Origin of the sequence: Campylobacter sp. 110, assembly GCF_002383965.1 — a bacterium.
Classification (GTDB): Bacteria; Campylobacterota; Campylobacteria; order Campylobacterales; family Campylobacteraceae; genus Campylobacter_D; species Campylobacter_D coli.
This window is the reverse complement of the sequence record NZ_NXBD01000039.1, coordinates 1-25,755: the sequence shown is the minus strand read 5'-3', so window position 1 is coordinate 25,755 and position 25,755 is coordinate 1. Positions and strand designations below refer to the sequence as shown.

The 25,755-nt window shown below is 28.4% G+C and carries 37 protein-coding genes and 1 pseudogene; 24 read left to right on the top strand and 14 right to left on the bottom strand.

Annotated elements, in window-relative coordinates; genetic code table 11:
* The 7 genes from BGS43_RS05005 to BGS43_RS04985 form a co-directional block, all read right to left on the bottom strand.
* On the bottom strand, positions 1-524 hold a 524-nt coding region (locus BGS43_RS05005; RefSeq protein ID WP_096569069.1), incomplete at its 3' end, for a Rha family transcriptional regulator.
* A 1-nt stretch (position 525) separates the two neighbouring features.
* Complete coding sequence (locus tag BGS43_RS09845; RefSeq protein ID WP_171824150.1) at positions 526-702, bottom strand: hypothetical protein; 177 nt, start codon at positions 700-702, stop codon at positions 526-528.
* Between the two features lie 358 nt (positions 703-1,060).
* Complete coding sequence (locus BGS43_RS05000) at positions 1,061-1,297, bottom strand: hypothetical protein (RefSeq protein WP_052773988.1); 237 nt, start codon at positions 1,295-1,297, stop codon at positions 1,061-1,063.
* Positions 1,287-1,451: a hypothetical protein gene (locus tag BGS43_RS09840; RefSeq protein WP_172669219.1), complete on the bottom strand. Its 165-nt coding sequence runs from the start codon at positions 1,449-1,451 to the stop codon at positions 1,287-1,289. Before BGS43_RS09840 ends, BGS43_RS05000 begins: the two co-directional genes overlap by 11 nt.
* Positions 1,448-1,702 carry a hypothetical protein gene (locus tag BGS43_RS04995; RefSeq protein ID WP_002825847.1) on the bottom strand — a complete coding sequence of 85 codons (255 nt, stop codon included), beginning with the start codon at positions 1,700-1,702 and terminating at the stop codon, positions 1,448-1,450. The genes BGS43_RS09840 and BGS43_RS04995 overlap by 4 nt, the downstream gene beginning before the upstream one ends.
* Entirely contained in the window at positions 1,693-1,962 is a 270-nt protein-coding gene (locus tag BGS43_RS04990; RefSeq protein ID WP_096569067.1) for a hypothetical protein, read from the bottom strand. Before BGS43_RS04990 ends, BGS43_RS04995 begins: the two co-directional genes overlap by 10 nt.
* Before the next feature lie 646 nt (positions 1,963-2,608).
* Positions 2,609-2,881, bottom strand: coding sequence for a hypothetical protein (locus tag BGS43_RS04985; RefSeq protein ID WP_002825851.1), 273 nt, complete (start codon positions 2,879-2,881; stop codon positions 2,609-2,611).
* Between the two features lie 51 nt (positions 2,882-2,932).
* Between BGS43_RS04985 and BGS43_RS09835 the strand changes: the two genes are divergently transcribed.
* The gene (locus BGS43_RS09835; RefSeq protein WP_002810114.1) at positions 2,933-3,082 is read left to right on the top strand and encodes a hypothetical protein; all 150 of its coding nucleotides are present in this window, start codon (positions 2,933-2,935) and stop codon (positions 3,080-3,082) included.
* On the opposite strand, the gene BGS43_RS04980 is transcribed toward BGS43_RS09835, so the two are convergent.
* Positions 3,063-3,254, bottom strand: a complete 192-nt coding sequence (locus tag BGS43_RS04980) for a hypothetical protein (protein WP_096569064.1) — start codon at positions 3,252-3,254, stop codon at positions 3,063-3,065. The genes BGS43_RS09835 and BGS43_RS04980 overlap by 20 nt on opposite strands.
* A gap of 180 nt (positions 3,255-3,434) precedes the next feature.
* Between BGS43_RS04980 and BGS43_RS04975 the strand changes: the two genes are divergently transcribed.
* Positions 3,435-3,872, top strand: coding sequence for a hypothetical protein (locus BGS43_RS04975; protein WP_141085297.1), 438 nt, complete (start codon positions 3,435-3,437; stop codon positions 3,870-3,872).
* A gap of 188 nt (positions 3,873-4,060) precedes the next feature.
* Here the strand turns inward: BGS43_RS04975 and BGS43_RS04970 are convergent, their stop codons facing one another.
* The 3 genes from BGS43_RS04970 to BGS43_RS04960 form a co-directional block, all read right to left on the bottom strand.
* Positions 4,061-4,363, bottom strand: coding sequence for a hypothetical protein (locus BGS43_RS04970; protein WP_025398973.1), 303 nt, complete (start codon positions 4,361-4,363; stop codon positions 4,061-4,063).
* Positions 4,360-4,890 carry a hypothetical protein gene (locus BGS43_RS04965; RefSeq protein ID WP_024266027.1) on the bottom strand — a complete coding sequence of 177 codons (531 nt, stop codon included), beginning with the start codon at positions 4,888-4,890 and terminating at the stop codon, positions 4,360-4,362. Before BGS43_RS04965 ends, BGS43_RS04970 begins: the two co-directional genes overlap by 4 nt.
* A gap of 97 nt (positions 4,891-4,987) precedes the next feature.
* A complete protein-coding gene (locus BGS43_RS04960) occupies positions 4,988-5,725 on the bottom strand; it encodes a S24 family peptidase (RefSeq protein WP_096569060.1) in 738 nt (245 codons plus the stop codon).
* Positions 5,726-5,836: 111 nt separating this feature from the next.
* Between BGS43_RS04960 and BGS43_RS10210 the strand changes: the two genes are divergently transcribed.
* The 14 genes and pseudogenes from BGS43_RS10210 to BGS43_RS04895 all read left to right on the top strand — a co-directional run bounded on the left by BGS43_RS10210 (position 5,837) and on the right by BGS43_RS04895 (position 17,821).
* Positions 5,837-6,055: a hypothetical protein gene (locus BGS43_RS10210; RefSeq protein ID WP_002783998.1), complete on the top strand. Its 219-nt coding sequence runs from the start codon at positions 5,837-5,839 to the stop codon at positions 6,053-6,055.
* Positions 5,979-6,134, top strand: coding sequence for a hypothetical protein (locus tag BGS43_RS09830; protein WP_153881857.1), 156 nt, complete (start codon positions 5,979-5,981; stop codon positions 6,132-6,134). The genes BGS43_RS10210 and BGS43_RS09830 overlap by 77 nt, the downstream gene beginning before the upstream one ends.
* 319 nt (positions 6,135-6,453) lie before the next feature.
* Positions 6,454-7,461 carry a hypothetical protein gene (locus BGS43_RS04950; protein ID WP_096569057.1) on the top strand — a complete coding sequence of 336 codons (1,008 nt, stop codon included), beginning with the start codon at positions 6,454-6,456 and terminating at the stop codon, positions 7,459-7,461.
* Positions 7,462-7,471: 10 nt separating this feature from the next.
* On the top strand, positions 7,472-8,119 hold the full coding sequence (locus BGS43_RS04945; protein ID WP_096569054.1) for a hypothetical protein: 648 nt from the start codon (positions 7,472-7,474) through the stop codon (positions 8,117-8,119).
* Positions 8,120-8,136: 17 nt separating this feature from the next.
* Entirely contained in the window at positions 8,137-8,517 is a 381-nt protein-coding gene (locus BGS43_RS04940; RefSeq protein ID WP_057041730.1) for a crossover junction endodeoxyribonuclease RusA, read from the top strand.
* Positions 8,517-8,903: a terminase small subunit gene (locus BGS43_RS04935; RefSeq protein WP_002788335.1), complete on the top strand. Its 387-nt coding sequence runs from the start codon at positions 8,517-8,519 to the stop codon at positions 8,901-8,903. The genes BGS43_RS04940 and BGS43_RS04935 overlap by 1 nt, the downstream gene beginning before the upstream one ends.
* Entirely contained in the window at positions 8,900-10,192 is a 1,293-nt protein-coding gene (locus tag BGS43_RS04930; RefSeq protein WP_096569051.1) for a terminase large subunit domain-containing protein, read from the top strand. The genes BGS43_RS04935 and BGS43_RS04930 overlap by 4 nt, the downstream gene beginning before the upstream one ends.
* A complete protein-coding gene (locus BGS43_RS04925; protein ID WP_002781524.1) occupies positions 10,182-10,454 on the top strand; it encodes a hypothetical protein in 273 nt (90 codons plus the stop codon). The genes BGS43_RS04930 and BGS43_RS04925 overlap by 11 nt, the downstream gene beginning before the upstream one ends.
* Positions 10,435-11,970 (top strand): portal protein, encoded by a 1,536-nt coding sequence (locus BGS43_RS04920; RefSeq protein ID WP_096569048.1) that lies wholly within the window; start codon positions 10,435-10,437, stop codon positions 11,968-11,970. The genes BGS43_RS04925 and BGS43_RS04920 overlap by 20 nt, the downstream gene beginning before the upstream one ends.
* Positions 11,957-12,149: pseudogene (locus BGS43_RS04915) on the top strand (hypothetical protein). Before BGS43_RS04920 ends, BGS43_RS04915 begins: the two are co-directional and overlap by 14 nt.
* Positions 12,139-12,786 (top strand): hypothetical protein, encoded by a 648-nt coding sequence (locus tag BGS43_RS04910; protein WP_002791793.1) that lies wholly within the window; start codon positions 12,139-12,141, stop codon positions 12,784-12,786. Before BGS43_RS04915 ends, BGS43_RS04910 begins: the two are co-directional and overlap by 11 nt.
* Before the next feature lie 10 nt (positions 12,787-12,796).
* Positions 12,797-13,177: a hypothetical protein gene (locus BGS43_RS04905; RefSeq protein ID WP_002788342.1), complete on the top strand. Its 381-nt coding sequence runs from the start codon at positions 12,797-12,799 to the stop codon at positions 13,175-13,177.
* 259 nt (positions 13,178-13,436) lie between these two features.
* Positions 13,437-14,555: a hypothetical protein gene (locus tag BGS43_RS04900; protein ID WP_057044264.1), complete on the top strand. Its 1,119-nt coding sequence runs from the start codon at positions 13,437-13,439 to the stop codon at positions 14,553-14,555.
* A complete protein-coding gene (locus BGS43_RS04895; RefSeq protein ID WP_096569045.1) occupies positions 14,552-17,821 on the top strand; it encodes a PBECR2 nuclease fold domain-containing protein in 3,270 nt (1,089 codons plus the stop codon). Before BGS43_RS04900 ends, BGS43_RS04895 begins: the two co-directional genes overlap by 4 nt.
* Before the next feature lie 162 nt (positions 17,822-17,983).
* On the opposite strand, the gene BGS43_RS04890 is transcribed toward BGS43_RS04895, so the two are convergent.
* From BGS43_RS04890 to BGS43_RS04880, 3 genes are all read right to left on the bottom strand, one after another.
* On the bottom strand, positions 17,984-18,295 hold the full coding sequence (locus tag BGS43_RS04890) for a hypothetical protein (protein WP_096569042.1): 312 nt from the start codon (positions 18,293-18,295) through the stop codon (positions 17,984-17,986).
* The gene (locus tag BGS43_RS04885) at positions 18,282-18,782 is read right to left on the bottom strand and encodes a hypothetical protein (RefSeq protein ID WP_060785263.1); all 501 of its coding nucleotides are present in this window, start codon (positions 18,780-18,782) and stop codon (positions 18,282-18,284) included. Before BGS43_RS04885 ends, BGS43_RS04890 begins: the two co-directional genes overlap by 14 nt.
* A 221-nt stretch (positions 18,783-19,003) precedes the next feature.
* Complete coding sequence (locus tag BGS43_RS04880) at positions 19,004-19,213, bottom strand: hypothetical protein (protein ID WP_096569039.1); 210 nt, start codon at positions 19,211-19,213, stop codon at positions 19,004-19,006.
* Between the two features lie 180 nt (positions 19,214-19,393).
* Between BGS43_RS04880 and BGS43_RS04875 the strand changes: the two genes are divergently transcribed.
* The 8 genes from BGS43_RS04875 to BGS43_RS04840 all read left to right on the top strand — a co-directional run bounded on the left by BGS43_RS04875 (position 19,394) and on the right by BGS43_RS04840 (position 25,755).
* Entirely contained in the window at positions 19,394-20,062 is a 669-nt protein-coding gene (locus tag BGS43_RS04875; protein ID WP_025443310.1) for a Rha family transcriptional regulator, read from the top strand.
* A gap of 332 nt (positions 20,063-20,394) precedes the next feature.
* The gene (locus tag BGS43_RS04870; RefSeq protein ID WP_096569036.1) at positions 20,395-21,429 is read left to right on the top strand and encodes an SU10 major capsid protein; all 1,035 of its coding nucleotides are present in this window, start codon (positions 20,395-20,397) and stop codon (positions 21,427-21,429) included.
* Complete coding sequence (locus tag BGS43_RS04865; RefSeq protein WP_002825884.1) at positions 21,429-21,833, top strand: hypothetical protein; 405 nt, start codon at positions 21,429-21,431, stop codon at positions 21,831-21,833. The genes BGS43_RS04870 and BGS43_RS04865 overlap by 1 nt, the downstream gene beginning before the upstream one ends.
* Positions 21,814-22,008 carry a hypothetical protein gene (locus BGS43_RS04860; protein ID WP_002796936.1) on the top strand — a complete coding sequence of 65 codons (195 nt, stop codon included), beginning with the start codon at positions 21,814-21,816 and terminating at the stop codon, positions 22,006-22,008. The genes BGS43_RS04865 and BGS43_RS04860 overlap by 20 nt, the downstream gene beginning before the upstream one ends.
* Positions 22,009-22,010: 2 nt before the next feature.
* The gene (locus tag BGS43_RS04855; protein ID WP_096569033.1) at positions 22,011-23,672 is read left to right on the top strand and encodes a hypothetical protein; all 1,662 of its coding nucleotides are present in this window, start codon (positions 22,011-22,013) and stop codon (positions 23,670-23,672) included.
* Positions 23,673-23,675: 3 nt separating this feature from the next.
* Complete coding sequence (locus BGS43_RS04850) at positions 23,676-24,653, top strand: hypothetical protein (RefSeq protein ID WP_096569030.1); 978 nt, start codon at positions 23,676-23,678, stop codon at positions 24,651-24,653.
* Between the two features lies 1 nt (position 24,654).
* Positions 24,655-25,104 (top strand): hypothetical protein, encoded by a 450-nt coding sequence (locus tag BGS43_RS04845; RefSeq protein WP_096568397.1) that lies wholly within the window; start codon positions 24,655-24,657, stop codon positions 25,102-25,104.
* 12 nt (positions 25,105-25,116) lie between these two features.
* Entirely contained in the window at positions 25,117-25,755 is a 639-nt protein-coding gene (locus BGS43_RS04840; RefSeq protein WP_096568394.1) for a DUF4376 domain-containing protein, read from the top strand.

Below are 25,755 nucleotides of genomic sequence, written 5' to 3'. Positions count from 1 at the left end.
ATTTCAATTTTATTTTTTTCATAAAGTATTTTTGCGAAATCTCTTATTAAAATAGCATCATTAGTATCTTTTATACGATTTGCAAAGTGAATAAGTGGTGCGTTTTCTTTGGCTTCATTTTTTAAATTTACATTTTCAATTTGAAGCTTTTCATTTCTCTCTAAAAGTTCTAATTGCATTTGCAAACTTTCTTTTAATGAAAGCGGTTTATAACTTTGTTTCTTAAGCTCATTTTCTAAGTATTCTAATCTATCGATTATCTTTGCTCTTAGTTCTACGCTATATCCACTCACTAAAATCAATACTTCTCTTTTTGGTAAGCGGTAACACTTGTAAAACTGCTTATTTTGTGGGTTTTGGTAGGTATGCTCAAATTTGAAGACACCCCCTTCAACCACTTTTTCTAAGTAAGTTTCTATATCTCTTGTAACATTTCTGTGTTCTTTTCCTGTAAGCTCTGCTATCTCTAAAGAGGTTAAGCTTATTTCTTTATTTTCATCTTTTCTAAATATTTCTAAATTCATTTTAATCTCCTTTTAATAATTTTAAAATTTTTTTATCTCTAGCCTTGTTATTTTGAATATAATTATCAAGGCAACAAAATATACTGAAAGCAAATTCCAATACTTCAAAATTGCTTAAATCCTTTTTTCCTTTAGTCGCTTTTGCTAAACATTCTAAAAACTTTTCTTCTTGGCTCATTTGCTAAGCCTTAATGCAATATAAGCAAGTAAAACCACTTGTAAAACTTCTAAAATTTCACTCATTTTAAGCTCCTTATGCTATAATTAAAGGATACACAATGCTTAAGATTTAAAGGGCTTTCGCCCTTTGCTTATATCCATAACTGGATAATCTTACAAATTAGATAAACCAAAAGGGCAATTTTGATTAAAAAATCTAATCTTTGCATTGTGTTTCCTTTATTTTGGATTTCAAAAGTAATTTATTTTTACTTTTGATAACACAATTATATCATATTAATTACTTATTGTCAAGCTTATAATAATTTATTTTTATTTTTTGTAGATAAAGAAGTAATTTAAATTTACTTTGTGGATTAATTTTCGTTAATCCACGCTTTAAAGTCTTTTTTGATAGCTTCTGCTTTTTCTAGTTTTGCTTCTAGCTCAAAAATTTTTTTAAGCATATTAATGGCGTGTGCCATTTGAAAACTTATTTTTTCAGTAGAAATAGCATTTTTTACCGCACCTTCACCAAAACCTATTAACTCGGCTAACTCTTTATAGGTTAAATTTCTTTCCTTGCAAAATTGTTTTAATTCTTCACTTGTCATATCTCTCCTTTTTACTGGTTATTTTAACATAATCGCTTAAAATTTTAACTATTTGAGTTGCTAAAGGGCGGTATTCTTTATCTGCTATTTTTTGCAACTCTTCTTTTAATTCTAATGGAATTCTTATACTTAGCGGTTTTGTTTGTTTTTTCATAATTCTTTCTCCTTTAATCTTTTTACTTCTTTAATAGCTTTATCATCATTTTTAAAAACGCCTATAAGCCCTAAAGCATCAAGTATTTTTATACGAAAATTACTGAGTTTTACATTGATTTCAATTTCTTCTTCTAGCTTCAATGAAATTTCATTTATAGCAGTATCTTTTAATGCTATTACACCTTTTAGCCTTTGAATTTCTTTTTCTAAATATCTTATTTTTTCATTTTTTTTACTATTTAAGAACATAGTTTCGACCTTTCTTTTGCATAAAGAAGCTCATAAATTTTATTTTGCAAAGAGCTAATTTCTTTTATATTTTTCATATTTGCTTCTATTTGGTCTTTTAACTGCTTTAAAAGCTCTATTTTTTCATTTTCAAGACTAGAAATTTCATCTTTTAAAGACTTATTTTCATCTTTTAAAGATTTATTTAGCTTCATTTCTTTTCGATATTCATCTTTGCTAAGTTTAATGATGACTTGTTCTTTTGTGTGATAAGCTTTCATTTTTCTCCTTTTAGATTAATGCTTAAAAGGGGCAACTGAGTTCTTTAGAATAGGAAATAAAACAAAAAAGGTAAATTCTCAAGTAGTTAATTTGTAAAAGTTGCCCCATTTAAGCATTAAAGGAGTTTAAGAAAAGCCGAGCAAATCCGCAAGTCTCGGCATTGTATAATCGTTTAAGTTTATGCTAAGCGGATTTGGTTAGAATTTGTCTGTGTTAAAAAATATTAGAGTTTTATAAGCTCTCTAATTAGCTCTAAGATTAAGATTAAAATTGTTAAAATTTTATCCCACATTTTAGAGCCTCCTTTCTCAACACCGAGACAAGTTAGCAACTTAAACTTTATAATTATACTTTCTTTTTCTTAAACTCTTGATTTTCTGTCGTTTTTAAAGTGCAAGAAAACCTTAAAAATAGCACTATAAACAATAATATCGAGCCAAGTTTATGGATAACTTGCTAACCCTTCCGCTATGCTATTGCTATTGTTTTATCCGAAATAAATTCGTTTAAAACCGCTTTGCTAAAGCCCCCGTCCCACTGCGTGGGTAAGAGTAAAGCAAAAAAAAGAACATTAGCAATTAAGCTTAATTTCCAAGCGGTCAAAAGCTTAAGAAAGTTCTTTAATAAAAAGAACTTGTTAAACTTTTAATAAAGCTTTTCGTATTTCTTCTCAAATTTCCTTACTTTTTCCAATAAATCATAGGTATCGTTAATAAACTCATCTCCATAGGCTTGCAAAGAAGCTGCAATATCTTCATCATCTTCCAAGCTTGCTTCTAAAATATTTTTAAATTCTTGCAAAGAGTTAAAAATGTCCGCAAAGTTTTCTCTGCTCTCTAATTCATCTTTAACTAATTCTCTTGCGTAGTTAGAAATTCTTTTTTCTTCTCTATCAAAATAAAGATCTGTAAAACTCATTTTTTATCCTTTTTTTAGTTATAATCACTTTCACTCTAGGAAGGTGATGTAATGGACGAAATACAAAGCTTAAAAGCTCAACTTAATAATCTTCTTTTAAGAGTTAGCGAGCTAGAAAGTAAAGTCGCAACCCTTGAAAAAAGACTAAATGACAAAGATTTTCAAGTTTTAAACGAAACTCCTAATCTTTTAGAGAAATAACAAATCCTTTGTTTTCAAATGCTTCTTTGGTGATTAAGTTTTTAACTGCATTATGAAGAACATTAGCTAAAAACTCTTCCAAAGAAGCGTAACTTTTTGAATAATTTCTTTCAAAGACTATTTCTAGCATTTTTTTAATATCAGGTCTTAAATCTAATTTAACCTCTAGCATTTTTTTATCCTTTTTGTTTTGTTGATAAAAGTATATAATAAAGAAACTTAATTAAAATTTAATTTAGTATATTAATTAGAAACTTTTTTAAAAATATTTTTGTGGTATAATTTTTAAGAATGAAATATATTATGGGAAAAACATATGCATTTTTTTATATTTATTATTAGCATTGTAATTATGTACTATATTATTATGTTTATTCTAGAAAATAAAAAAAAGAAAAAGAAAAAAATAGAAGATATAAATAAAGAAATATCTTTAATCAAAGCTAATTTAAACGAACTAAATGAAAGTTTTAAAATTCACTTTATAGAGAATATATATAAAATTCGTAAAGATTTTGATGAAACAAGAGAAAAAACAGAAAAAGATATTATTTTGCTTGAAGAGTGTTGTAGCTTGTTACTTCAAGAGCGTGAAGAAAAAGATAGAAGTGAGGATAATGATGCTCTAAAACAACTAATTGAAACAATATCAGATGATGAACATAGTGCAGATGAAAGTTATAAAATAGCTGAAGACAAAAGAGAAGATATAATAGATGCAATGTATAAAGAAAATGAAAATTTAAAAGAAAAATTATCAGAATATGAGAAAAAGTTTGGAAAATTATAATTTTAATGGTTATCAACTTGCTTGCGATGGATATAAAAGGTTGATGGGGTATTGAGGGTAAATTAATATAAAAACATTTAAAATAGAAAATATAAAAAGACTTTTAGATGATAAAAAATAATTTAAAAAACGCTTTAAAAAAACATATAAAACACCTATAAAGCTTTTAAGACTATAACTTTTTTATTTTAAAGATTATCTATTTTTACATTCATGCATCTAGTAATATCATTTTGAATATTCTTAAATTCTTCTAATAAAAATAAAGTTTTTTCTATTCGGTTAAGCTCTATTTGAAAAATAAAAGCAAGACATTCTTCAAATGTTTGATATTGCTTAAAATTATTAAAGGATTTATAATCTTTTACAAAATCATCATATCTAGCCAATATAACAGTACATAAAATTTTTTGTAAATACTTTATTGTATCTCTATTTTCTTCCTTAAGAATCATGTTAAAAACATTAATTATGTATGCAAAGTTTTTCATACAAGCCCCTTTATATTTTGAGCCTCTTCTACGCCTTTTCCATATTCAATAATATCAAAATCTTCTTTAAAGAACGAAATATCAAAGCCACCTGTAATCTTCATAAAATCTTCATCTAGTATGATTTCTAATATATTTTTTGTCGCTAAAGATGAGTAGTACACTTTTAAATCAGCATCTTCAAATCTTGTAAAATTTTTATCATTCATTCTTTTTTTAGAAGTTGCAATTGTTTTATTTAATTGTTTAATAATTTTTCTTATTTTTTGCTTTTCTTGTATTTTATTTTTTCCTTCAAGTGTTAAAAAATAATTTTGGTCACATAAACTAGTATAAAAAGCCCATCTATTTAATTTTTCAACTTCACTGCACAAACTAATATAATCTTCCGTTTTAACAGTTTTTAAAGCATGTTGAGTATTTTTTGATTTTACTTCTATGGGTAACTTTGCATTATAGTCAGCATTTAATGTGTTAGCCGATATAAGCAAAGCTATGGCACATACGCCAGAGATTATTCCTTTCATAATTAACTCCTTGTTCCATTTAACTAATTTTATCAGTTTAACTCTTCAAATAAAATAAAAATTAAAATTTATCACAAACAAGCTTATGATTTTATATTTATCTTCCCACCACTTCTATAAAATTTTTAAAGGTTTCAATCGCCATTTTTGATACTACTGCACCTAAGATCTCGCATTGTTCAAATTCGCTATTATCTACTTTTTTATCCTCGTATTTTTTATTTTCAGAAACTAAAAAAATATAATCTTCAAAAGGTTCTTTTTTAATTTTTTTGCAAAATAAATCATCATTTTTTCTAAAAATAACAATATCTGCGTTTGAAATAGTCTCAAGTGAATTTTTACTTCTATCTATAATAATAAAATCACCATTAGATAAAATAGGTTCCATACTATCGCCATTAATTTTTATAATATCATAACTCTTCTTTATGGGTATATCTAAAATTTCTTTTAGAAAATTTTCATCAACGGAAACAATTTTTACTTCTTCGCTTTGAGATGATGTTCCAAGTCCTGCACTCGCATAAATATCTGGAAAATATCTGAAATTTATTTGATTATCGTTTCTAAAAACATCTTGCAATATCACTTCGTTGAAAGGAATATCTAATGCATTACATAAAATTTTTATATATTGTGGTTTAGGTTTTGTTTTATTATCTTCTTTAGACATCAACCATTTTTTTATTGTTGCTTCTGAGCTTTCTATGCCATTTTTATATAAAATTTCCATCAAATCTTGATATGTAACTTTTTTATCTCTATTTTTTAAATAAAATTTAAATTTTTCAGTATCAAAATGAAAATCGAATATATCTCCATTTCTTCCCATATTCTCTCCTTTTTTAGTATAAAAATTATACACTTTTTTTAAGCAAATAATGTTCCATAATTAGAAACATAATTAAATATTTATTAAGTTTCTTTATTTTATACTTTCGTTATGAAAAAAATAGATTTTTTTGATTTTACAAAAATATTGAGTAATCACTATACGGTTATTAGTGTTAAAAAGATTAGAACAAATAAATCACGCCCAAGCTTTAAAAAACAAATAGAGTTTAAAAAACTCTATGGAATACCTCATGAATTTTGGGTGGATGTTCGTAGCAATCTTACAAACATACCTAAGCGTGGGAGAAAAAGAAAGGATAGAGAATGAAAAAGGCAATGAAAAGAGTATGGAACTTGCTGGTGCTTTGCTTGAGAATGATAAAAATCTAAGCCTTAATAAGACTTAGATTTCTCCTAGGTAATTTATCCATTTTGATAAGTCCTTTTCTTGATTGGGTGCAAAAAAATTATAGCAAAGGACTTTTTAAAACGGATTAAGGAATGAAATGCTTGAAAGATTGATTGAGATTATAGGATTATTTATTTTTACTTTGATGATGTTGGATTTTAGACTGTTTCTAGTGGCTCGTATTTCGGCTGGGATTTTAATATCTTGCATTTATCATTATCTAAAACGCATTTTTTATCACGGTAGTGAGGACAAATTAAGAAAGAATTAAACATAAAAAGCCTTTTTAATTTAAATTATAACATAAAGGAGAGTTGGTGATACCAAGTTTTATAGCAAGTTTTGATGTAGCTTTGGGGCGTAAAAGCCTAAGAGAGAGAAAAGGCTATTTGAAATTATCAAACACTATAGCTTATGGTGGTCTTAGTGTTGATGCTTTAGCATTGTATATTCAATTAGCAAAGCTTAGTGAAAAAACGATTGTAAGTGAGATCTATCTAAGAGAGTTTATAAAAGTTAAAAACAATCAAAGAATGAGTTTAAATAGATTAAGAATTGCTAAAAAAGAATTAATTGAACTCAGACTTTTAGAAATTAAAAAGGTTAGAAATGGCTCTTTAAATTTTTATGAGTGGATTTTAAAAGATGAAAATTATCAAGCTAAAAAGCATTTTAACAAAGCTTTATCTTTGCTTAAAAACAGTGATGAAAAGCTAAGCAAAACTCTTAAAAATAACACTTCATCAATCGACAGAAAATTAACTACTGAAAACGAAAAAAAAGAGAAATTGCATTATATAGAAACACGCACGCACGCACGCGATAATAAATTTATAAATAATATAAATATAAATATAAATAATAATAAATTTATAAAAAAAGAGAATTTAGAAAATTTAAAAAATAATCAAGAAAAGAAAGAACGCGTTTGTAATCAAAACGCCTCTTTTGTGACGAGCTTTATTGATTTTAGCAAAAAGGAGTTAGAGAAAATGGCAAAAAAACAGTTTAAAATCCCAAATGCTAATGAGCTTATGGGGCAAATAATAGCTTTTAATGAGAAAAATGGCACAAACTTTGGTGAAGAGTTGGCTAATGATTTTATAGGCTATTGGGATGCTAGGGAATGGAAAAGAAATGGAAAAAGAATGTCAAGTGTGGCAGGAAGTCTTTATACATGGCTTAAATACGCTAAAGAAAATGAAGCAAGAAAAAATCAGCGTTTTAACAGAAAAAAAGAAGCCAATCCTAGTGTGGTTGATAACTTGATGGAGTATTACGGAATGAAAGATGAGAACAAAGACAAGCTCTTAGAATGCTTTTAAGGAGTAAAAAATGCAAGAAAAAATACAAATTTTAATGGACTTATTGGAAATTAATAAGGCTCAAGCAACTGATATTGTAGGTAGATATCTCAAAAGCGTTAAGGATATTCATTCTTTCTTAGATTTTTATTTCGAAACTTTAGAAAGAGAGAATATCGTAGGGACAAGCTATGAGAAATTAAGAAGAGTTTGCAAAAGGGCTCAAATCGAGTTTAAAAAGCGTTTTGAAGATAAGGAAATATTTTTAGAATGGCTTTGCAGTAAATACAAAAATCAAGCTTGCTTTAGAGTTTTTAAAGGCGATTTTAAATACTCATATTTTGCAAATTACGGAAGCAATCAAAAAATTAAAATAAATCAAGAATCTATTGATTCTTTAATTTGCATCAATACTTTTAAGCAAATCACTTATAAAGATGGTGATTTGATAGCTAATGGAGAATTTAAAGAAGCTTTAGTTGATTTCATGTTCAAAAATCAAGATAGGATAGGAAGAGATTTAGAGCATTCTTTACCAGTGCGAGAAATAGAAAGAGTTTTAACTTTAGATGAAATGAGAGAGCTTGAAAAAGCTGAAGAAAAAAGGCTATTTAATGAGAATAAGAGTAGATTTGAAAAAATTCTTAAAAGCAAAATAGCTTTTAAACGCATAAGCTAAATTTAAGAAAGTCTGAAATGGAAAAGTATATTTTAAAAATTGATTTAAAAAGCAACCCAGTTCCTTATAAAAGAACCACGCAAAGATCTAAATTTACATGTAAAGATTATCTTAAATATTTAGATTTTAAAAAACTCTTGCAAATGGAGTTTAGAAGACAAAATAATATTAGCTGTTTTCAAGCCTTTGATAAGCAAAAGAAATATGAGTTTTCTTTAAAAATAGGATTTAACAGCAAAAGGCATGGCGATGGGGACAATATCGTAAAATGCGTGTTAGATGCGTTATTTGAAAACGATAAGAATGTTTTAAAAGGCGATTATGAGATTATTAGTTTTAAAAAATCTTTTTTAGACCTAGAAATCAAAGAATTTAATTTTAAAGAAGGGGTGGCTTGATGGCTAGAATGATGACAAATGGCAAAAGTATGACAAAAGAAGAGCTTGTATCAAAGATAGAGAGTTATTTTAATGAAAGAGTTGTCTTAAAAGAAACTAAGGAGAGTGTTATTTTTGCACCTAAAACAAAAGTGGGATTAGCTGTGTATTTAGGAATTACAATGCAAACTTTAGGCGAGTGGGAGAAGGATAAGGATTTTGGAGAAATTGTATCTCAAGCTAAGCAAAAATGTGAAATGGATATTTTAAACCATTCCTTAATCGGCACTTATACACCTAGCGTTAGTATGTTCTTGCTAAAAAATCAACATGGATATGTGGATAAACAAGAAGTTGTCAGCGATAACGTTCAAAAAATTGAAATTATAAGAAGTGAAATCAAATGAAATTAAAGCTTGACTTTTCTTACACTCCGGCACAACTTAAAGTTTTTGATGATAAAAATCCACGCTTTATAACTGTAGCAAAGGGCAGAAGACTTGGTTTTACAAGGGGAAGTGCTAAGTTTGTTATCGAAAACTTGCTTTTAGGACAAAATGTATTATGGGTGGATACCATACAAGCAAATTTACAAAATTATTACGAGTTATATTTTACACCTGAGTTAAAAAACTTGCCAAAAGATTTTTATTCTTGGAGCGTGCAAGATAAGAAACTAATTATTAATAAAGCTGTGCTTCATATGAGAAGTGCTGAAAGAAGTGAAAATATCGAAGGTTTTGGATACGACCTTGTTATCTTAAACGAAGCAGGAATTATTTTAAAAGGCAGCAAAGGAGAGTATCTTTGGTATAACGCTATACGCCCTATGTTGCTTGATAACCCTAAATCAAGAGCGATTATCGGTGGAGTTCCTAAAGGAAAAAATCTATTTTATGAACTTTGCAGAAAAGAACTCAGCGATAAAAATTGGAAACATTTTCAATTCTCAAGTTATGATAATCCATTTTTAAAAGAAGATCAGATTAAAGAACTTATTGAAGAAGTAGGCGGAGAAGGTAGTGAAGTTGTCAAGCAAGAAATTTATGGCGAGTTTATAGATAGCGGGGGTGCGGAGCTTTTTGCATTAACTGAAATTGAAAATGCGATGAGCAAGAACTCTTTTAGCATTGAAAAAATGCAAGGCGAGAATATTTGGGGGCTTGATGTAGCAAGATATGGAGACGATAAGAGTGTTCTTGCAAAAAGAAAAGGTTTTGTAATTGATGAAATAAAAAAATACTCACAACTTGGAACCATGGAATTAGCAAATAAAATATTAGCCGAATACAATCAAAGCGAAGATAAACCAAAAGGTATTTTTATAGATACTTGCGGTCTTGGCGTTGGCGTGTATGATGTCTTGTTAAATTATGGTTTGCCTGTATTTGAGGCAAATTCTGCAAATTCTGCAACCAGTAATGAATACTTAAATAAAAGAGCGCAAATGTATTTTACCTTTGCTAAAAACTTAAAACACATGGAGCTTGTTAAAGATGAAGAATTAAAAAAAGATATGAGAATGATTGAGTATGAATATAGCGACAAGGGGCTTTTAAAGATAGTTTCAAAAGAACAATTAAAAAAGAACTATGGCAAAAGTCCTGATGTTAGCGATGCGGTGGCATTAACTTTTTTTGAAAAACTATACAGCAGAAACAATACTAATGAAGATTGGAGCTATGATGGCTGGTGAGTTTTTAATGATTTATGATGCAATTGATGTAAACAAAATAAAAAAGCTTTCAAATTTAAGCGATGAGGCTATAAAGTCAAGTCTTGCAAATGAATTTTTAGAGCTTGTATCAGGATTTAATAATATTTCTAAAAAGAAATTTAAAAGAGAATTTGCGGAGTTTTTATTTGAAAAAGGAGTGAATGAAAAAGATATTTTAAAAATAACAAATTTAAGCAAAACAACAATATGGAGAATTATGAATGAAAACAAAAAGAACTAATGATGAGAGAGTGTCGTTTTTAACACAACTCATTAGAGAAAGTAAAAGTGGATATGAAAATTACAAACCACACTTTAAAGAATTGCAAGATGCTTATTTGCTTGAAAATAAGGCAATGCAAAAATTGAGAAAAAGAAATAAATCAAGTATCTACATACCAAAAATAAACGCTAAGGTAAAGTATTTAATCACTAGCTTAAATGATGTATATTTTAATAGTGAGAGAATGGCAGATATTGAAACTTACATTAATAGCGATGATACGATTATAGAGCTATGGCAGAATGCAATTGATTTTTATAGTGGTAAAATCAATATGTTTAAGATTTTTCAACCGCTTTTCTTAGATGTTTTACTTGTGGGAACAAGTATAGCTAAGCTTACTTGGCATAAAGGAATGCCACGCATTGAAAGAGTAGATATTGATAGTATATTCTTTGATCCAAATGCGTTAAATAGCGAGGATGTAGGATATATAGTTAATGAAATTTACCTAACTTATAATCAAATCCATGAAAGACAAAAGCTAGGATTTTATAAAAACATAGAAATTGAAAAGCTTTTTGACGAAGATGATGAGTATAAAAAAGTGAAGCTTTATGATATTTATGAAAGAAAAAACGATGATGAGTGGGTGGTTTCTACCTTATTTGAAAATAATTTACTTAGAAATGAAGTTACTTTGCAAGATGGACAGCCTTTTGTCTGGGGCTCAATGCTGCCACAACTTAAAAAGATAGATAACGAAAACTATGTAAGTGCTTATGGCGAGCCTATAATGGCTTCTGCTATGCCTTTGCAAGATGAAATTAATATAACTAGAAATCTTTTAATCGATGCAGTAAGAACTCATATCATGCCTAAAATAATGATGCCAAAATCAATGGGAGTAAGCAGAGAAGATATAGAAACCTTAGGAAAACCAATATATACAGACGATCCAAAGGGTGTGCAAATATTACCACCACCAAATGTAAATAGTGCGGGAATAAATTTACAGCTTTTAGAAAGCGAACTCACAGAAGTTACAGGAGTTAGTCCACAAAACAATGGAGCTCAAACTGCACAAAATGAAACAGCAACAGAAATTAGCATAAAAGCACAAGAAGGCGGAAGAAGAAGTGCTGACTATATAAGACAGTATAACGAAACTTTTATAGAGCCTTTATTTGATAGATTTGCAATGCTTGTTTTTAAGTATGGAGAAGATAGTTTTTTTAATGGTTTTCAAAGAGAGGATATACCTAGTTTTAGATTTAAAATTCAAACCGGCACAGGTGCCATGAATAAAGAAATTAGACGTGCAGGAATTCAAGCTAGTATGCAAGTTTTTTCTGGGTTATATCAAATGTATATGAGTATAGGCGATGCAAATTCTGCTTATGGGATTATAAATGCTAGTAAAGAACTTACTAAAGAATTATTACCAATTTTAGGTGTAAAGAATGTAAATAGCCTATTTGCTTTTGAAAATAAGCAAGAAATGCAACAAGGAGAAACTAATGCTCAATATTGAAATTAAAAGCGATATATCTAAAACTAAAGGAGGAAAGAATTTAATCGAATTTATAAAAGCAAAATATAGTGAATGTTTTTATATAGCAAAAAATAACGATGAAAAAGAAGTGAGGTTAAACTATGGCTTTTTTAGACATAATAATCAATAAAATAAAGGATGAAGAAGATGGAAAATGATGCTTTAAAAGATTTAATAAATGTCATAACAGATGATGATAAAGGACAAGTTGCTAATAATGGCGATGAACCTACGCAAGTAGAAGATAATGAACCTATGCAGGTTGCTAATGAGAACGAGCCTGATTATAAGGCGATGTTTGAAGCTTATAAAAGTGAAAATGACAACAAATTAAATGCTTTAATGAGTGAGCTTGAAGCTTTAAAAAATCCAAAAAAAGAGCCAAGCGAACAAGAATTACAAAGAGAGCAGTATTTAAAAGAATTAGGACTTGATGGACTTGATGAGAAATTAAAAAGGCTTGAAGAGCTTGATAAAAAGCAAAAAGACAAAGAAGAGCAAGATGCACTAATCGCTAAATACGCACAAGTAGAAAGCGAGTTAAGAAAAGCCTATCCTGATGCGGATTTAAAGGCTATGGCAGAACTTGCAACAAAATTAAATGGTTTAGGCGAAGGTAATATTGACAGCTGGAAAACCTTGCTTAATTTGGTCGGAAAATCAAATAATGCCAAAAAAGCTGAAGATTTATCAAGTGCAAATAATAATGTAAGAACGAGTGATTTTAACGATAAGTTAAAAAAAGGCGAAGTTAGCGAGATAGATCTAGGCAAAGAATTATTAAGTTTAGTATAAAGGAGAAATTATGGATTTTATAACAGCTTTAAAAGGTGGTACGGGATTAGGATCTAGCTTTGCAGATACTTTGATGAAAACAAGCAATTTTACTCCAAATTTAGCAAGTAGCAGTGGTGGTTTTTTAAATGGATTAAAAAATTCTTTTAGTAATTTTGGAGATTGGTTATTTAAAAGTTCTGATGCAAATAAAGTAACTAATTTTGATAGATTAGGAAATGTTTTAGGCGCTGGGGGCGCTTTATATGGTGCTTATAATCAGCAAAAAATGGCAAAGAAAAATTTTGATTTACAAAAAGATGCTTATAACTTCAATAAGTTTTTAGCCAATGAAGAGTTAAACAGAAGAAAGAATATGGAAAATAAACTTCAAAATGTTTGGAGTAATTAAATAGATTTGGATTTAAGGAAGCCAAAGGGAAATTATAGCTCCCCTTAAAAAAGGGGAAATCAAGTATTAATAAGCCTTGACTATAATTATACAAAGTAGTATAATTATAACTATAATTTTGCTTAGCAATTTAATCACCTCCCAACTGGGCGGTAAATTAACGCTAAAGGGTGGCGACCCTTTGGCGTTACACCCTTTTAAAATTATACACAAACTTCCTTAAATCCTTTATTTTAAAAGAAAGAATAAAGGAAACAAAATGGCATTTTATAACCCACAAAGAGTAGTATTTAATCCTGATACAGGCGTTATACAAAACGCAGGAAAAGTCGGTGGTGTCTTATATGACATCATGAGTAAAAGTTTTGATGATAAAGTTAAAGCTAATGAGTTTCAGCAAGAGCAAGATTTAAGAAAGCAACAAATGGAATTTAATCAGGCTATGCAAAATAATCAGCTTTTGCAAAATGAGAGAAACTTTGATTATCAAAAAGAAAGAGCAAATATAGCAGATCAGCAATGGCAAATGAATTATAACCAAAGAGCTAGACAATATGCCATGCAAAATGCTTTAAGACAGCAAGCAATAAATGCAAGAGAGCAAAAAGATGAAATTTTAGCAGACCAAGCAATACTTAATCTACCAAGCTATACAAAGTCAAATCCTGAGATGAGAGCAATACAAGAAAGATTTAACACCATAAAAAAAGGTGGTGGTGATTCTTATTATGATGGGCAAGGTCTTTTGGGTGGAACATGGCAAAACATAAAAGGACTTTTTGGTGGAGATAATATAAATGATGCTCAAGATAGCTTATTTAAATTTATAAGCGATAGTATTTACAATGAAAAGGTTAGAAGAGATACAAACTATAATAGAACAAGGCATGATGAAATTTACAAAGAGCCTTCAGCTTGGAAAGCTCAAACTATAAATGCTAAAGAATATGAAAAAGCAATAAGGGATTATATAGCCACTAGTGAAGCTAAGATTAATGCTTATTATGATGAGCAAATGGCAAAGATTTCTAATTTAAAAAATCCATACATCAATAATCTTTATGAAGAGCAAAGACAAAAAGATTTAAAAGATTTTAGAGAGGGTTTGGCAAAGGATCTTGAGTCTTATTATATTAAAGATGAAATCTCAAATAAACCTAGTAAAAATGCAGTCATTATAGATAATTCAACAACTAATCAAAATATACAAGAAGTGCAAAATCAAAATACACCAAAATTACATAGCGTTAGTTTTAATGGAATTAATGCTCAAATATCAGAGCCTGATGCTAATGGTAATGTAATATTAGTTAATCAAGCAGGTAGAAAAATGCAAGTTAGCGTAGAAGAATTAAAAAAACAAGGATTGATACAATGAATATAAGAGAATTTTTATTAGAAAAACCACAAGAAAATAACATTATTTCTTTTTTGCAAGATGGATCAAGTCAAAGTGAAAATCAAGATACAAGTGAATATTTATCAAATTTAAAAAATGAAGCAATCAATGATTTTTATAAGAATAAAGACAAATATGCTAAAGAATATGAAAAACACAATATTAAAGACCAAATTTTAACAAATCCACTAGGATATATTGGCGAATACAAAAGAGATTTGTATGATTACAATAAAAATCCTTCTATGAATGCTGATGATTTGAGTGATTATATTTTAGATAAGCAATCTAAATTTAATTCCTCTAAACCTATTTTTGCTGATGATAATGAAGTAGCAAGAAAAAGTAATCAGTTTATGAGAGATTTAGGCGATGAGTTGCAAAAATCAGGGCGTGGAAGATTATTGCAAGATGATGATGGCTCTTATTGGGTGCAAGATAATAACGGAAATTATTCTAAAGTGCAAGGTAGCACAATGGGTAATTTATATCGCGGAATAAGAGATAATGGTACTAGTGTAGCTTTAGGAACAGCAGGTGCCATTGGCGGTACAATGCTAGGTGGCGGATTTGGTATGGTTGCAGGTGGTGCATTAGGTGCATCTTTAGGGGCAGGATATGATTACTACGGAAATACAAAAGATACAAATCAAGATATGAATTTAAAAGAAGCTCTTATGCTTATGGGCGAAAATGCAGGACTTTCTTTAATAGGAGATGCAGCTTTTGCAGGAGTTGCCAAAGGAGCAAGAGCTTTAAAAAATACCTATAATATGGCAAAAACAGGAGCAAGGGCCGGTAAAGATATGATAGATGGCATGGCAGTAAAAGGGGGTAATTTAGGTAATAGGGTTATAGATAAAATCACCCAAAAAGATATCCCTATGATAGGAAAATTTACAGATGGTGGTTTGCAAAATGCAGAAACAATTTTTAATAATCTTACAAAAAATGTAGAGAATAAAAAACAAATAGATGAACTTATAGCAAAAGAAAATCCAACATACTTAGAAAATGGAAAGCCTACAATAGAAATATTAAAAAACATTGTCGAGCAAGGACTTAACAAGAATAATCCACAATTTATACAAGATAGCGCTAAAAGAACAAGTGCTATTTTAAAAAATATTTCTAATGCTTTACAAGGAGTTCCAACTACTCAAAGAAGAGAAATATTATTAAAATCAGCTCAAGCTTATCCCGAAATAGGAAGTTTTTTAGATGATGTTTTGAAGACTGATAAGGATGCTAGTATTTCTTTTTTAAATATAATTAAAGAACAAGATGAAGTATTTAAGAACAAAACAGGTTTAAATGGCGAGTTTGATTATAAAGCTTGGCAAAAAGATAATAGCTCTTATAAAAAAAGAATTAATAATGAATACGCTCAAGCTATAAAAAGTATAGATGAGCTTAACAACGGCTCAATAAGGTTAAGCAAAGAAGATTTAGCAAAGATTGAAGAGTTTAAAAACAACAATTTTTTAGAGCAAGATATAAAAACAAATATTAGTAGCTTTCTAGAAGATGCTATTGATAAAGACTTAAGTGCTGAGCAAATATTTAACTTAAGAAGTGCTATAAATAAGCAATTAGCCACAGGAAATAAGACATATAATACTAAAGAAGCTTATAGGCTAGTAAAAGATACTTTAGATGAAACTATGATAAAAAATGCAAGTGATAAAGAACTAGCAAAGAAGATTTTAGAAGATGCTAATAAAAACTATGCGTTAAAAGAAAATTTTAATAATAGTTATCTAGGAAAAATCAAAGACCAAGAAACACCCGAAGCACTCGCGCAAAGAATAGCTAATGGTGCTAGAAATATCAATGAAGACAAAGATTTAAAAAGAGCTTTTGAAGGTATGAATGAAGCAGAGCGAAAAGCAAATGAAAAACATGCTTTTAATGCATTACTAGCAAAACATAGAATTGAAGATATAGGATATGATTTTAAGAACCTAGCAAAAGATATGGATAATGTAGAATTTGTAAGTAAAGATTTAAAATATGCAAAAGAAGTAGTAAATGTTTATGCAAAAATTTATCAAAACAATAAAGACTTAATAATGACGGCTTTAGCTAGTAGCGGCAAAAAAACAAATTCTTCAATAGCCACAACAATACAGGGTGTTTTTGATAGAATATTAATAAGTGGTGTTTTTGCTAGAATACATGCTTTAGTTCCTTTTATGAAAAGTGCTAAAGAGCAAGCGTTAAGAAATCAAATATTAGATGCATTAAAACTTGCTAAAACCAATAAAGAAGTTATATCTAATCTTAAAAACATAAAAATAGCAGATAAAGAACAAAGTAGAATTTTTAAAGATGCTTTGGATAATTATATTAAAGTAGATAAAGAACAAAATAAAATATTAAAAGATGCACTAATAAAAGAAGGTGTTATCAAAGGCGACAACTTCTTCATGGATAAAGCTGATCCTAAAGATAATTCTTTAAGATTTATAGGCAAAAATGGTAAAGAATATATTATAGATAAAAATGCCAGAAGGGAATGGATGAAAACTTTTAATCTTAAAAGTATTGATGATGATTATATCCCCAATATGCCAAATGAAGTAAAAATGGCTTTAAAAGATAGAGAAATAAAGCTTACCAAGGGGAGTTTGTTAAAACTAGTTGAAAGAGATAGAATTAAATATATACCACATATAAAAGATACTTTAGAAAATCCACAATTAGTCTTAAGAGATAAGGATGATTTTGTATTTATTAAAAACATAGATAATCAAACTTATTTTACAAGTATAGGCAAAGATTATGAAACGCACTTGACTATAATTAGCAATTCACCAAAGAAACAAAATAATATAAAAAATAAAATGAAAAATGCTGAAGTAGTATATTATAATAATGCGAGAGCCTTACCGACATCTAGGGCATCTTCAGAGACAAAGCAAGTGTCGTTCTCTGATAAAAATTCTACCCAAACTAAGCCTAAAACAAACTTAATGGATGATATAAAAGAGAACATTAAGGCAAAAGAAGTAAAGAAAAAGAATAAAAAAAGCGTAAAACAAAGACTTGATGAAAAAATACAAAATGATAAAAAAGCTAGAGAAGAAAGAATTAAGAAAATAAAACAAGTTATAGCTAGAAAGCAAAAAATAGATAAGGTTACAGATAAAAAAAATAACAGGGAAATAGCAGGAAAAATAGGCACTTATGCGCTAAAAAATCTTATTAAATTAAAAGAAAGGAGCGAAGATAATAAAAATTAAGGGCTTAAAGTCCTTGATTTTTATCTCGTTCTTTAAAAGAATTTGGAAAAAATTATGCAGAATATTATCACGATGGAAAAGGTGCTTTACAAAAACTACTCATTGAAAAACAAGGACAGGTAGCTGGGGCTTTTCATATACAAAGAATGACAACTCGGTTATTTATTTAGAATTTAAAGTTAATTTAACATCCAAGCATTCCAATCTTTTGGTTGTTGAATTTTTAAATTGTCCTAATTGCGATAATATTAAATTAATATCATCTATTTTCAATAAACAAATTTCTGATAAAAAATGTTCAATACTTTCTTTATTTTCTTGTTTGCATAGCAAAACAATATTATCCCAATAATATAAAATAAAACTACAGAAAAAATCTTGTATTACCTTTATATCTTGTCTATCTTTACGCTGTACAAAATCATCAATTCGTGTAGTGTAATATGCGAAATCATAGCTTTTAATACACTGCATTTTTAATTTCCTCTTCAGCCTTTAAAACACCTTTGGCGTATTCTATAATATCTATTTCCTTGCCCTTATAAGCTCCAAATATTTTTACGAAATCAGGATTTAATTTTTTCTCTATTGCACTTTTTAAAGCTACTGATGCATAATGTACCTTGGCATCAAAATCTTTTAATTCACTTCCTTTTTTTTCCATTCTTTCTTTTGATACGCTTATAATTTTATTAAGAATTTTTATTTCTTTTTTAAACTTTTTAATTTCATCTAGTTTTGTAATTCCATGTTTATAGCACATAAAAGAATTAAAATTAAATTTCATATCAGAATACAAACTATCACAAATTTGTTTATAAAAATCAGTGCGATTTATTATTGTTTTTTGTATCGTTTTTGCATCATTAAAACCTACATACTGTGAACTTAAAGCTTTTATTGGCATTAATGCCATACTGCAAACTATTGATAAGCTAGTTATAGTTTTTTTGATACTCATAATTAAGATAACCTTTTGTTTGTCAATAATTTTTTTATTTATGGATCATAATAAAAATTATACTACAGCTATAATAAAAATTATTTTATATTGTAGATAAATTAATTTAAAACCTTTATATTATTAATCATTTTAAAGATATTTATGCTTTTTGTGTCAATAATTCTTATTATAATCTTACTTTTTTTAAAATAAATAATTTGCTTTAAAATACACTATTTTTATTTTATAAAAGGTTTTATAGATTTTGAAATTTCATCTAAAACTTTTGCTTTTTCATAATTAATGAGCCAACTATCAACCCATTTAGGTGTTTCGCCTTTTGTATTCCAATTGATAACACCATTATAAACAGCTCCGACCATATTTGCAAATTCTTTTTTTGTAAGCTCTAATTCATTTAATTTTTTTTCAAATGTTTCTATATCCATTTAATATCCTTGTTGTTTTTAGTTATTATAGCAAAAAATACATAAAAATTTAACTTTTAATAAAAAATAATTATAAAAAAATGTATTTTATGCTTGACATATATTATAAAAAAGTGTATAATCACTGCATAAAAGTTATAAAATAATTAACTTTTATAAATCAAAACAAAAAGGTAAAAAATGGAAAAATTAGCTGTAATTAATGGCGTGGATGTAGAGTTGGAAGTGGTAGATAATGCAGTATATACCACTTCTTTAAGCGTGGCTGAAGTATTCAATAAAAACCACAAAAATATTATACGCAAAATAAATGAATTTCCAAAGGATAATTTTACTAAGCTCAATTTTGAGCTGAGTAAATATATTGATAGCACGGGTAGAATTTTACCTTGCTACAAAATCACTCGCGACGCTTTTTCTCTTTTAGTGATGGGTTTTACAGGTGAAAAGGCTTATAAATGGAAAATCGAGTTTATCAAAGCTTTTAATGAAATGGAAAAAAGACTAAGAAATATTGAATATGAGAAGCACGATAAGTTAGCTTTTAGACAAAGCTTAGGTTACAAATCTCAATTAGCACAGCAAAAGCAAAAATATGAGAATGAGATTAAAGCTTTAAAGTATGATTTAGAACAAAGTAAAAATAATTTTAAAGATAAATTAAATTGTATATTGGCTAAAAATGGTTTATATGCCTTTGATTTTAAAACTTTTAAAAATTATGCCTTAAAGCTAGAAAAAATGTTAAAAGATTTAAAAGATGATGAAAACAAAGAGAATAAACTACTTTTAAGAATGCAAAATGATTTCTTAGAATGTTTAGAACTTTATAAAAGTGTAAATATTTGAAGTCTTCACCCTGCTTTTTTTGAAGACTTTTTAGTGTTTTAAGGACAAACTAAGCAGGGTTTCTTTAAAATATCATTAACTATATTAAAAGATTAGTTCTTATCTAGCTCTTTATCGCTACGATAAGGACTACTAAAAGCATTAAGATTATAATAACTTCGTTCATCTTAACCTCCTTTCAAACTTTTTACAAAGTCTTCAAAGAGCTATCCTTAAAACTATGAAATTATATAAAAAAATACTTAAAAATTTCATTTTATTTCAAAACACACTATATTTGAAATAGCCATTTTTGGAAAAATCCTTAAAACTAAACTAAGGAGAATTCAAAAATGGCTTTACCTTCAATGGGACATACCCCACCCGCAACAGAAAATGTTAAGTTAAAACAATCAATATATGAAACGATTATTAAAATTGGAGCTACTGAAACACCAATTTTAAATAAAATAGGTACTTCAAAGGTTACAAATCCTTTAACTCATAGTTGGATTACCGATACTTTTGAAGAACCAAAAAAGAATGCAAATTTAGAGTTAAGTAAATTTGTAGGTAAAACAAAAAACACAGCCCAAAAAACTACAAATGCTACTCAAATATTCATTACCGAAGCCATGGTATCAAAAGCTTTATTAAAAGCAAATCAATATGGTGGCAATGAAATGGAGTATCAAATAGGCAAAAAAACCAAAGAACATAAAATGGATATGGAATATGCTTTATTTGGTCTAGGCAGAGATAGTGATGTAAAAAAATCAGTTTTCAAAGATTATGTTCAAGCACAAGAAGCAACAAGTGGAGAAATGGCTGGACTTTTTCATTATATCGCTAAAGGAAAAAATAGCTTTTCTAATGGAAAGCGTGGAAATGTATTAGCTTTTGATGAAGCAGAAGATTGGAGCGGAACTGCAACAGAACTAACAGAAGATAAACTTAATCAAATTTTGCAAACCATTTGGAATAGCGGAGTTACGCCTAAAGATGTCTTTTTAGGAGCTGAGTTAAAAGGAGCTATCAATAAATTCGCTACAAGAATTTTAGGCAATGAAACAAAACTAGTAGGACAAGTAGTGAGCCTTGAAACAGATTTTGGAACGGTAAATTTCCATATGCATAGATTATTAAGCCCTAAATATGGTTTGGGTGATGTTTTAATTGCTGGGGATTTTGAGTATATGAAACATGGGCTTTATATTCCTACTATGATTGAAGATGTTCCAACTGATATTACTGCAAAAGCAAAAAGATTTTATACGCAAAGCACTTTAGAAGTAAGAAATGCTGATGCTTTTGCTATAGGCGTGGGATTAACTAGTGGAAATAATGCAAAGGCTAAAGCGGTTTTAGAAGCAGCAAAAGGTGAATAATGCTTTGTATTATGGCTAAAAAACTCATTATCGCTAAAGTTAAAAATTCTTACAAAATGATAGAAGATGATGAAGTTTTGAAAGCTTATTTTATGGAAGCATTTTATTATATTTTATCAAAATGTGTTCCTAGCGTTCTTTTAAAAAATGTAGAACAAGGCGAAAAAGTTTTTAGGCGAGTTAGAGATAATCATTTTTTGATTATTCCTGATGAGCCTGATTTTGACAATGAAAAAGAACATTTAATGATAGATGAAACACTTAGTTTTGCTGTGATTAATTATGTTTGTTATTTGATTACAAGATGCGAAGAAAAAGACTTTCTGGCATTATGTGACAAGATAATTTATGAGTATATAGCTAACGATGGCAAGGAGCTTGATGATGAAAGAACATGGTTGTAATTGTAATTTCACAAAAAAATTTAATCGAGCTTTGAGTTATAAAGACTATGCTCAAAGTATAAATAGTGCTGATTTTATAGCTTATTTAGATGATAAAAAATGGCTTTTAGCCATGGATGATCTGCTTTTCTTTTGTGAAAAGAGAATCAAAGATAGTGATTATTATGAAGGTTAAAAATGGGAACAAGCTTAAATGAATTAAAAACAGGTAGAGAAAAACTTGAGATTATAAATCAAGTTTTGTCAAGAATTTCAAATGTTGCTACTGCTTTAGATAATACTAGAATAGAAGAAATTGTAGGACTAAAAGAACAAGTTAATAATTTTTATAATCAAATTTTAGAGCTTAAAAATTTAGTTGTAAAAAATAGCGAGCTTACTCAAAGCAATACTGATTTTACTAAAAACAAAAGAAATGAAATTGAAAAAATAAGCAATGAAATAAAAAATACTTTAAATAATATAGAAGAAATCTACAACAACATTATAAAATCAGAAAAAGATATAAGCAATGGAGTTAATTTTGTTAAAGATAAATATCCTGAACTTAATGAGTTTAATAAAAATTTTGAAATTATAAAAATAAAACTTGAAGAATATTACAACATAGCTGTTGATTTTAATGCAGGTCTTAAAAAAATAGAGGAAAACAAAAATCTTACCAAATCCTATTTAGATTTATCCATAGAACTTAAGCAACAAATCTTACAAGAACTAGAACACGCACAAAGTATTAAAGAAGATTTGCATTCTAATATAGAGCTTGTAAATAAACTTGTTTCAAATATCGTGGCAACAAAGAATGAGATTATATCTATAACCAATAATTTTAAAAATGTAAAATCAGAAGTTCAAAATATAGTTAATGATGCTGAAGCAACAATAAAACTTAAAATAAACACTATTCTTTTTGAAAATCAAAGATTAAATCAAAATATGATTGATCTACTAAAGCGTTGCGAGAAGCTAGAGGATGAAATAGTAGGAAAATATGAAGATATTTTAAAAATAGAAGATCTTATAAACTCATCAACTGGAATTATAAATGATTTGAGAGAAGCAGTAAAACAAAGCGAACAAATAAGCGAAGATATGAGAAGTTTTACAGCTATTATCAACGATTTCAAAACAGAAATTTCTAATCTAAAAGCAGATTTAGAAAGCTATGGCGAAAGATTAAAAGGGCAACTTGATTTAAAATTAGCACAAGCAAACTCAAGCGTAGATGCTAAGATTTCAAGCATTGAGACTCTAAAAAATCAAATTGAAGCATATGTAGAAGCTAATAAAAATACCGTAGATGTGGCTTTAGCTAACTTTATAGAAAGATCTAAAATAGCTAATGAAGATTTAGGAAGATTGGCTGAAGTAGCAAGAACAGAACTCGCTAATGATAAAACAGCTATTGAAAGCTATTTGCTAGAACTTAAAAAAAGTATCGTTGATGAAATGAAAGAAGTGTCAAATAGCGTTACAGATGAAACAAGTGGAATATTAGCTCAAAAAAACCAAATAGAGCTTATCATGGCACAAGGAAAATCAGATTTAGATACTTTAATCAACAACTTTAACTCAAATTATCAAAACAAACTTAACGAATTTAATTCTAATACTAATGAGAAATTAGCTTCTATTAATTCACTCAGTGAAGAAAGTATAACAAATATACAAAATAAAACAGATGAAAATATAAGCAGATTAGATACAGCCAGCGAAGAAAAACTAGCTAAATTTGATGAAATTATAAAAGATAATTTGGGTGGAATTTATTCTCACATTTTTTCAATCGAAAATGTTTTATTTGATAAAAAAATAATTAAATTAAGTTATAAGGAGTAAAGAATGGCGGACTTAAAGCAAGTTGCAAATGATTTAAATTTGGCATCACAAAGCTTACAAGGTTTAAGAGAAAAATATGATGGTGCTTTAGATTTGCTAGATAACAAAAATACACAAATAACAGGTGCGCTAGATAGGGCAAAATCTGATGCGCTACAAGAAATACAAACTATAAGCGATACAGCTACAAGTCAAATTTCGCAGTTAAAAGACACATCCTTAAATTTGGTCAACGAAGCTAAAAATACAGCTACAACTGAAATATCAAATAAAAAGGAAGAGCATAAACAAGAGTTAGAAACTAAGAAGAATCAATATATTAGCGAAATTGTTGCAAGAGCTAATGAGTATGATATTGCCAATATTAATGCGCAAGTTCAAGCTATGGATACCAAAATAACCGAGCAGATCAATGGTGCAAAAACGGAATTAAATTCGAAAATAGACAATAAGGTAACAAAAACTGGAGATGAAACTATAGCAGGTATAAAAACATTCTCAGTACCACCTGTATCAGCAACTAATCCTACCGCTAACAATCAAGTAGCAAACAAATCATATGTAGATACAGTCGGAAATAGCAAAGTTGCATTAAGCGGAAATCAAACCATAGCAGGTATAAAAACCTTTAATGCAGCGCCTGTGTGTAGTGCCAATCCCACAGAAGATACACAATTAGCAAGAAAATGGTATGTGGATTATGGTGGTGGAATTAGAAATCTTGGCACAACTGGCAGTATAAATCTAGATTTAAGACAAGCTCAGCATTTTATCTTAACAATGACAGCCAGAGGAGCTATTGGTATAGCAAATTGGGGTGGAGCAGGTAAAAGTGGAACTATCACTGTCAATAATGCTCAAAATATCACTGCTTTTTCGGCACCTTTTAAATTTAGAATAGCTCAAAGTGGATTTAGTGGCACTGAAACTTTTGCTTATTTTTGCATAGCTTCGAATAATGTAAGATTAGTAAGGACTTAAAATGAACTGCCTCCTTCTTTCTAATAATGGCATAGCACTAAATTTACCTCCATCTTTAGGAGGCTCGGTTGCAAATTATAATTATATGTTAAAGCTAGACATGATTTATAAACAAGCAGTGGTATTGCCATCAAATATTAATAATAAAGAAGTGGTTATGTTAGGCGAAGTTTGGACGACTGGAAGTATGTCTAATAAAACTTCTGCAAATACTTTGAATATCACATGGAACATTTTTAACTCTAATGTAGAATTGCATGGTTTAAGTAAATATTACGCTGCCAATGCAAAAATCAAAGTAGAGAAAAAATTCAAATTTGGAAATATAAATAACTTACAAATAATGCTAAGTTCTTATCAAAGTGGTAGTGCAAATGCAACTCCTGGTTGGAATTTAGGTGGTGGGAATAGATTAAACCCAAGAGCAAAATTAACATTATACTGGAATTAAGAAAGGATAAATATGTTTTATGATTTAAAAAATAAAAGTTTAAAATATGATGATATTTTTTTAAAAGATGTAAAAATACAAAACGAAGAAGGTGAAATTGATGCACAAGATATTTATTTTTTAAGTGCTTGCGATAATGAGCTTTTAAAAGAGCTTGGTTTTGCTAAAGTTGAAGAAGAAGAAGAAGTGCCAAGCTTTGATGAAAAAACACAGACACTTAAGCAAGTTCAAAATTACGATGAAGAAAATAATCTTTATATTGTTTCTTATGAGATTAAAGAAAAAACCTTAGAAGAGTTAAAAGAATTAAAATTAGAAGAGTTAAAAGCTATAAAAGAAGAAAAGCTTTTGTTTATGCCTTTTAAAAATACTACATTTCAAATTGATACTGAAGCAAAAATTAATATCAGCGGAAAAGTTAGCGAGATAATGTTAGCAAATCTTAATAATACTCCTTTGGAAAATATTGCTTGGATTGATCAAGATAATAAAATCACTACATTTAACAAAGAAGAATTTCTAGAATTTGGGGTTGGTATCGCTAAATATACTGAAAGTATTATTTTTAAAAATGATGAACTAAGAAATAAAGTGAAAAATGCCACATCTTTAGAAGAATTAAATTTAATTGCATGGGAGAGTGAAAAATGA

Bases quoted from the DNA above. Each gene is read 5' to 3' on its own strand.
- BGS43_RS04895 (WP_096569045.1), top strand. From the start codon at position 14,552: ATGAATATAAGAGAATTTTTATTAGAAAAACCACAAGAAAATAACATT.
- BGS43_RS04945 (WP_096569054.1), top strand. From the start codon at position 7,472: ATGCAAGAAAAAATACAAATTTTAATGGACTTATTGGAAATTAATAAG.
- BGS43_RS04930 (WP_096569051.1), top strand. From the start codon at position 8,900: ATGAAATTAAAGCTTGACTTTTCTTACACTCCGGCACAACTTAAAGTT.
- BGS43_RS09830 (WP_153881857.1), top strand. From the start codon at position 5,979: ATGAATTTTGGGTGGATGTTCGTAGCAATCTTACAAACATACCTAAGC.
- BGS43_RS09840 (WP_172669219.1), bottom strand. From the start codon at position 1,451: ATGAAAAAACAAACAAAACCGCTAAGTATAAGAATTCCATTAGAATTA.
- BGS43_RS04965 (WP_024266027.1), bottom strand. From the start codon at position 4,890: ATGAAAGGAATAATCTCTGGCGTATGTGCCATAGCTTTGCTTATATCG.
- BGS43_RS04980 (WP_096569064.1), bottom strand. From the start codon at position 3,254: ATGCTAGAGGTTAAATTAGATTTAAGACCTGATATTAAAAAAATGCTA.
- BGS43_RS04875 (WP_025443310.1), top strand. From the start codon at position 19,394: ATGGAAAAATTAGCTGTAATTAATGGCGTGGATGTAGAGTTGGAAGTG.
- BGS43_RS04985 (WP_002825851.1), bottom strand. From the start codon at position 2,881: ATGAGTTTTACAGATCTTTATTTTGATAGAGAAGAAAAAAGAATTTCT.
- BGS43_RS04975 (WP_141085297.1), top strand. From the start codon at position 3,435: ATGTACTATATTATTATGTTTATTCTAGAAAATAAAAAAAAGAAAAAG.
- BGS43_RS04995 (WP_002825847.1), bottom strand. From the start codon at position 1,702: ATGTTCTTAAATAGTAAAAAAAATGAAAAAATAAGATATTTAGAAAAA.
- BGS43_RS04885 (WP_060785263.1), bottom strand. From the start codon at position 18,782: ATGAGTATCAAAAAAACTATAACTAGCTTATCAATAGTTTGCAGTATG.
- BGS43_RS04845 (WP_096568397.1), top strand. From the start codon at position 24,655: ATGAACTGCCTCCTTCTTTCTAATAATGGCATAGCACTAAATTTACCT.
- BGS43_RS05000 (WP_052773988.1), bottom strand. From the start codon at position 1,297: ATGACAAGTGAAGAATTAAAACAATTTTGCAAGGAAAGAAATTTAACC.
- BGS43_RS04960 (WP_096569060.1), bottom strand. From the start codon at position 5,725: ATGGGAAGAAATGGAGATATATTCGATTTTCATTTTGATACTGAAAAA.
- BGS43_RS04900 (WP_057044264.1), top strand. From the start codon at position 13,437: ATGGCATTTTATAACCCACAAAGAGTAGTATTTAATCCTGATACAGGC.
- BGS43_RS04920 (WP_096569048.1), top strand. From the start codon at position 10,435: ATGAAAACAAAAAGAACTAATGATGAGAGAGTGTCGTTTTTAACACAA.
- BGS43_RS04840 (WP_096568394.1), top strand. From the start codon at position 25,117: ATGTTTTATGATTTAAAAAATAAAAGTTTAAAATATGATGATATTTTT.
- BGS43_RS04880 (WP_096569039.1), bottom strand. From the start codon at position 19,213: ATGGATATAGAAACATTTGAAAAAAAATTAAATGAATTAGAGCTTACA.
- BGS43_RS09835 (WP_002810114.1), top strand. From the start codon at position 2,933: ATGGACGAAATACAAAGCTTAAAAGCTCAACTTAATAATCTTCTTTTA.
- BGS43_RS04855 (WP_096569033.1), top strand. From the start codon at position 22,011: ATGGGAACAAGCTTAAATGAATTAAAAACAGGTAGAGAAAAACTTGAG.
- BGS43_RS10210 (WP_002783998.1), top strand. From the start codon at position 5,837: ATGAAAAAAATAGATTTTTTTGATTTTACAAAAATATTGAGTAATCAC.
- BGS43_RS04970 (WP_025398973.1), bottom strand. From the start codon at position 4,363: ATGAAAAACTTTGCATACATAATTAATGTTTTTAACATGATTCTTAAG.
- BGS43_RS04860 (WP_002796936.1), top strand. From the start codon at position 21,814: ATGAAAGAACATGGTTGTAATTGTAATTTCACAAAAAAATTTAATCGA.
- BGS43_RS04935 (WP_002788335.1), top strand. From the start codon at position 8,517: ATGGCTAGAATGATGACAAATGGCAAAAGTATGACAAAAGAAGAGCTT.
- BGS43_RS04850 (WP_096569030.1), top strand. From the start codon at position 23,676: ATGGCGGACTTAAAGCAAGTTGCAAATGATTTAAATTTGGCATCACAA.
- BGS43_RS04890 (WP_096569042.1), bottom strand. From the start codon at position 18,295: ATGCAGTGTATTAAAAGCTATGATTTCGCATATTACACTACACGAATT.
- BGS43_RS04905 (WP_002788342.1), top strand. From the start codon at position 12,797: ATGGATTTTATAACAGCTTTAAAAGGTGGTACGGGATTAGGATCTAGC.
- BGS43_RS04940 (WP_057041730.1), top strand. From the start codon at position 8,137: ATGGAAAAGTATATTTTAAAAATTGATTTAAAAAGCAACCCAGTTCCT.
- BGS43_RS04870 (WP_096569036.1), top strand. From the start codon at position 20,395: ATGGCTTTACCTTCAATGGGACATACCCCACCCGCAACAGAAAATGTT.
- BGS43_RS04990 (WP_096569067.1), bottom strand. From the start codon at position 1,962: ATGAAAGCTTATCACACAAAAGAACAAGTCATCATTAAACTTAGCAAA.
- BGS43_RS04865 (WP_002825884.1), top strand. From the start codon at position 21,429: ATGCTTTGTATTATGGCTAAAAAACTCATTATCGCTAAAGTTAAAAAT.
- BGS43_RS04925 (WP_002781524.1), top strand. From the start codon at position 10,182: ATGGCTGGTGAGTTTTTAATGATTTATGATGCAATTGATGTAAACAAA.
- BGS43_RS09845 (WP_171824150.1), bottom strand. From the start codon at position 702: ATGAGCCAAGAAGAAAAGTTTTTAGAATGTTTAGCAAAAGCGACTAAA.
- BGS43_RS04910 (WP_002791793.1), top strand. From the start codon at position 12,139: ATGGAAAATGATGCTTTAAAAGATTTAATAAATGTCATAACAGATGAT.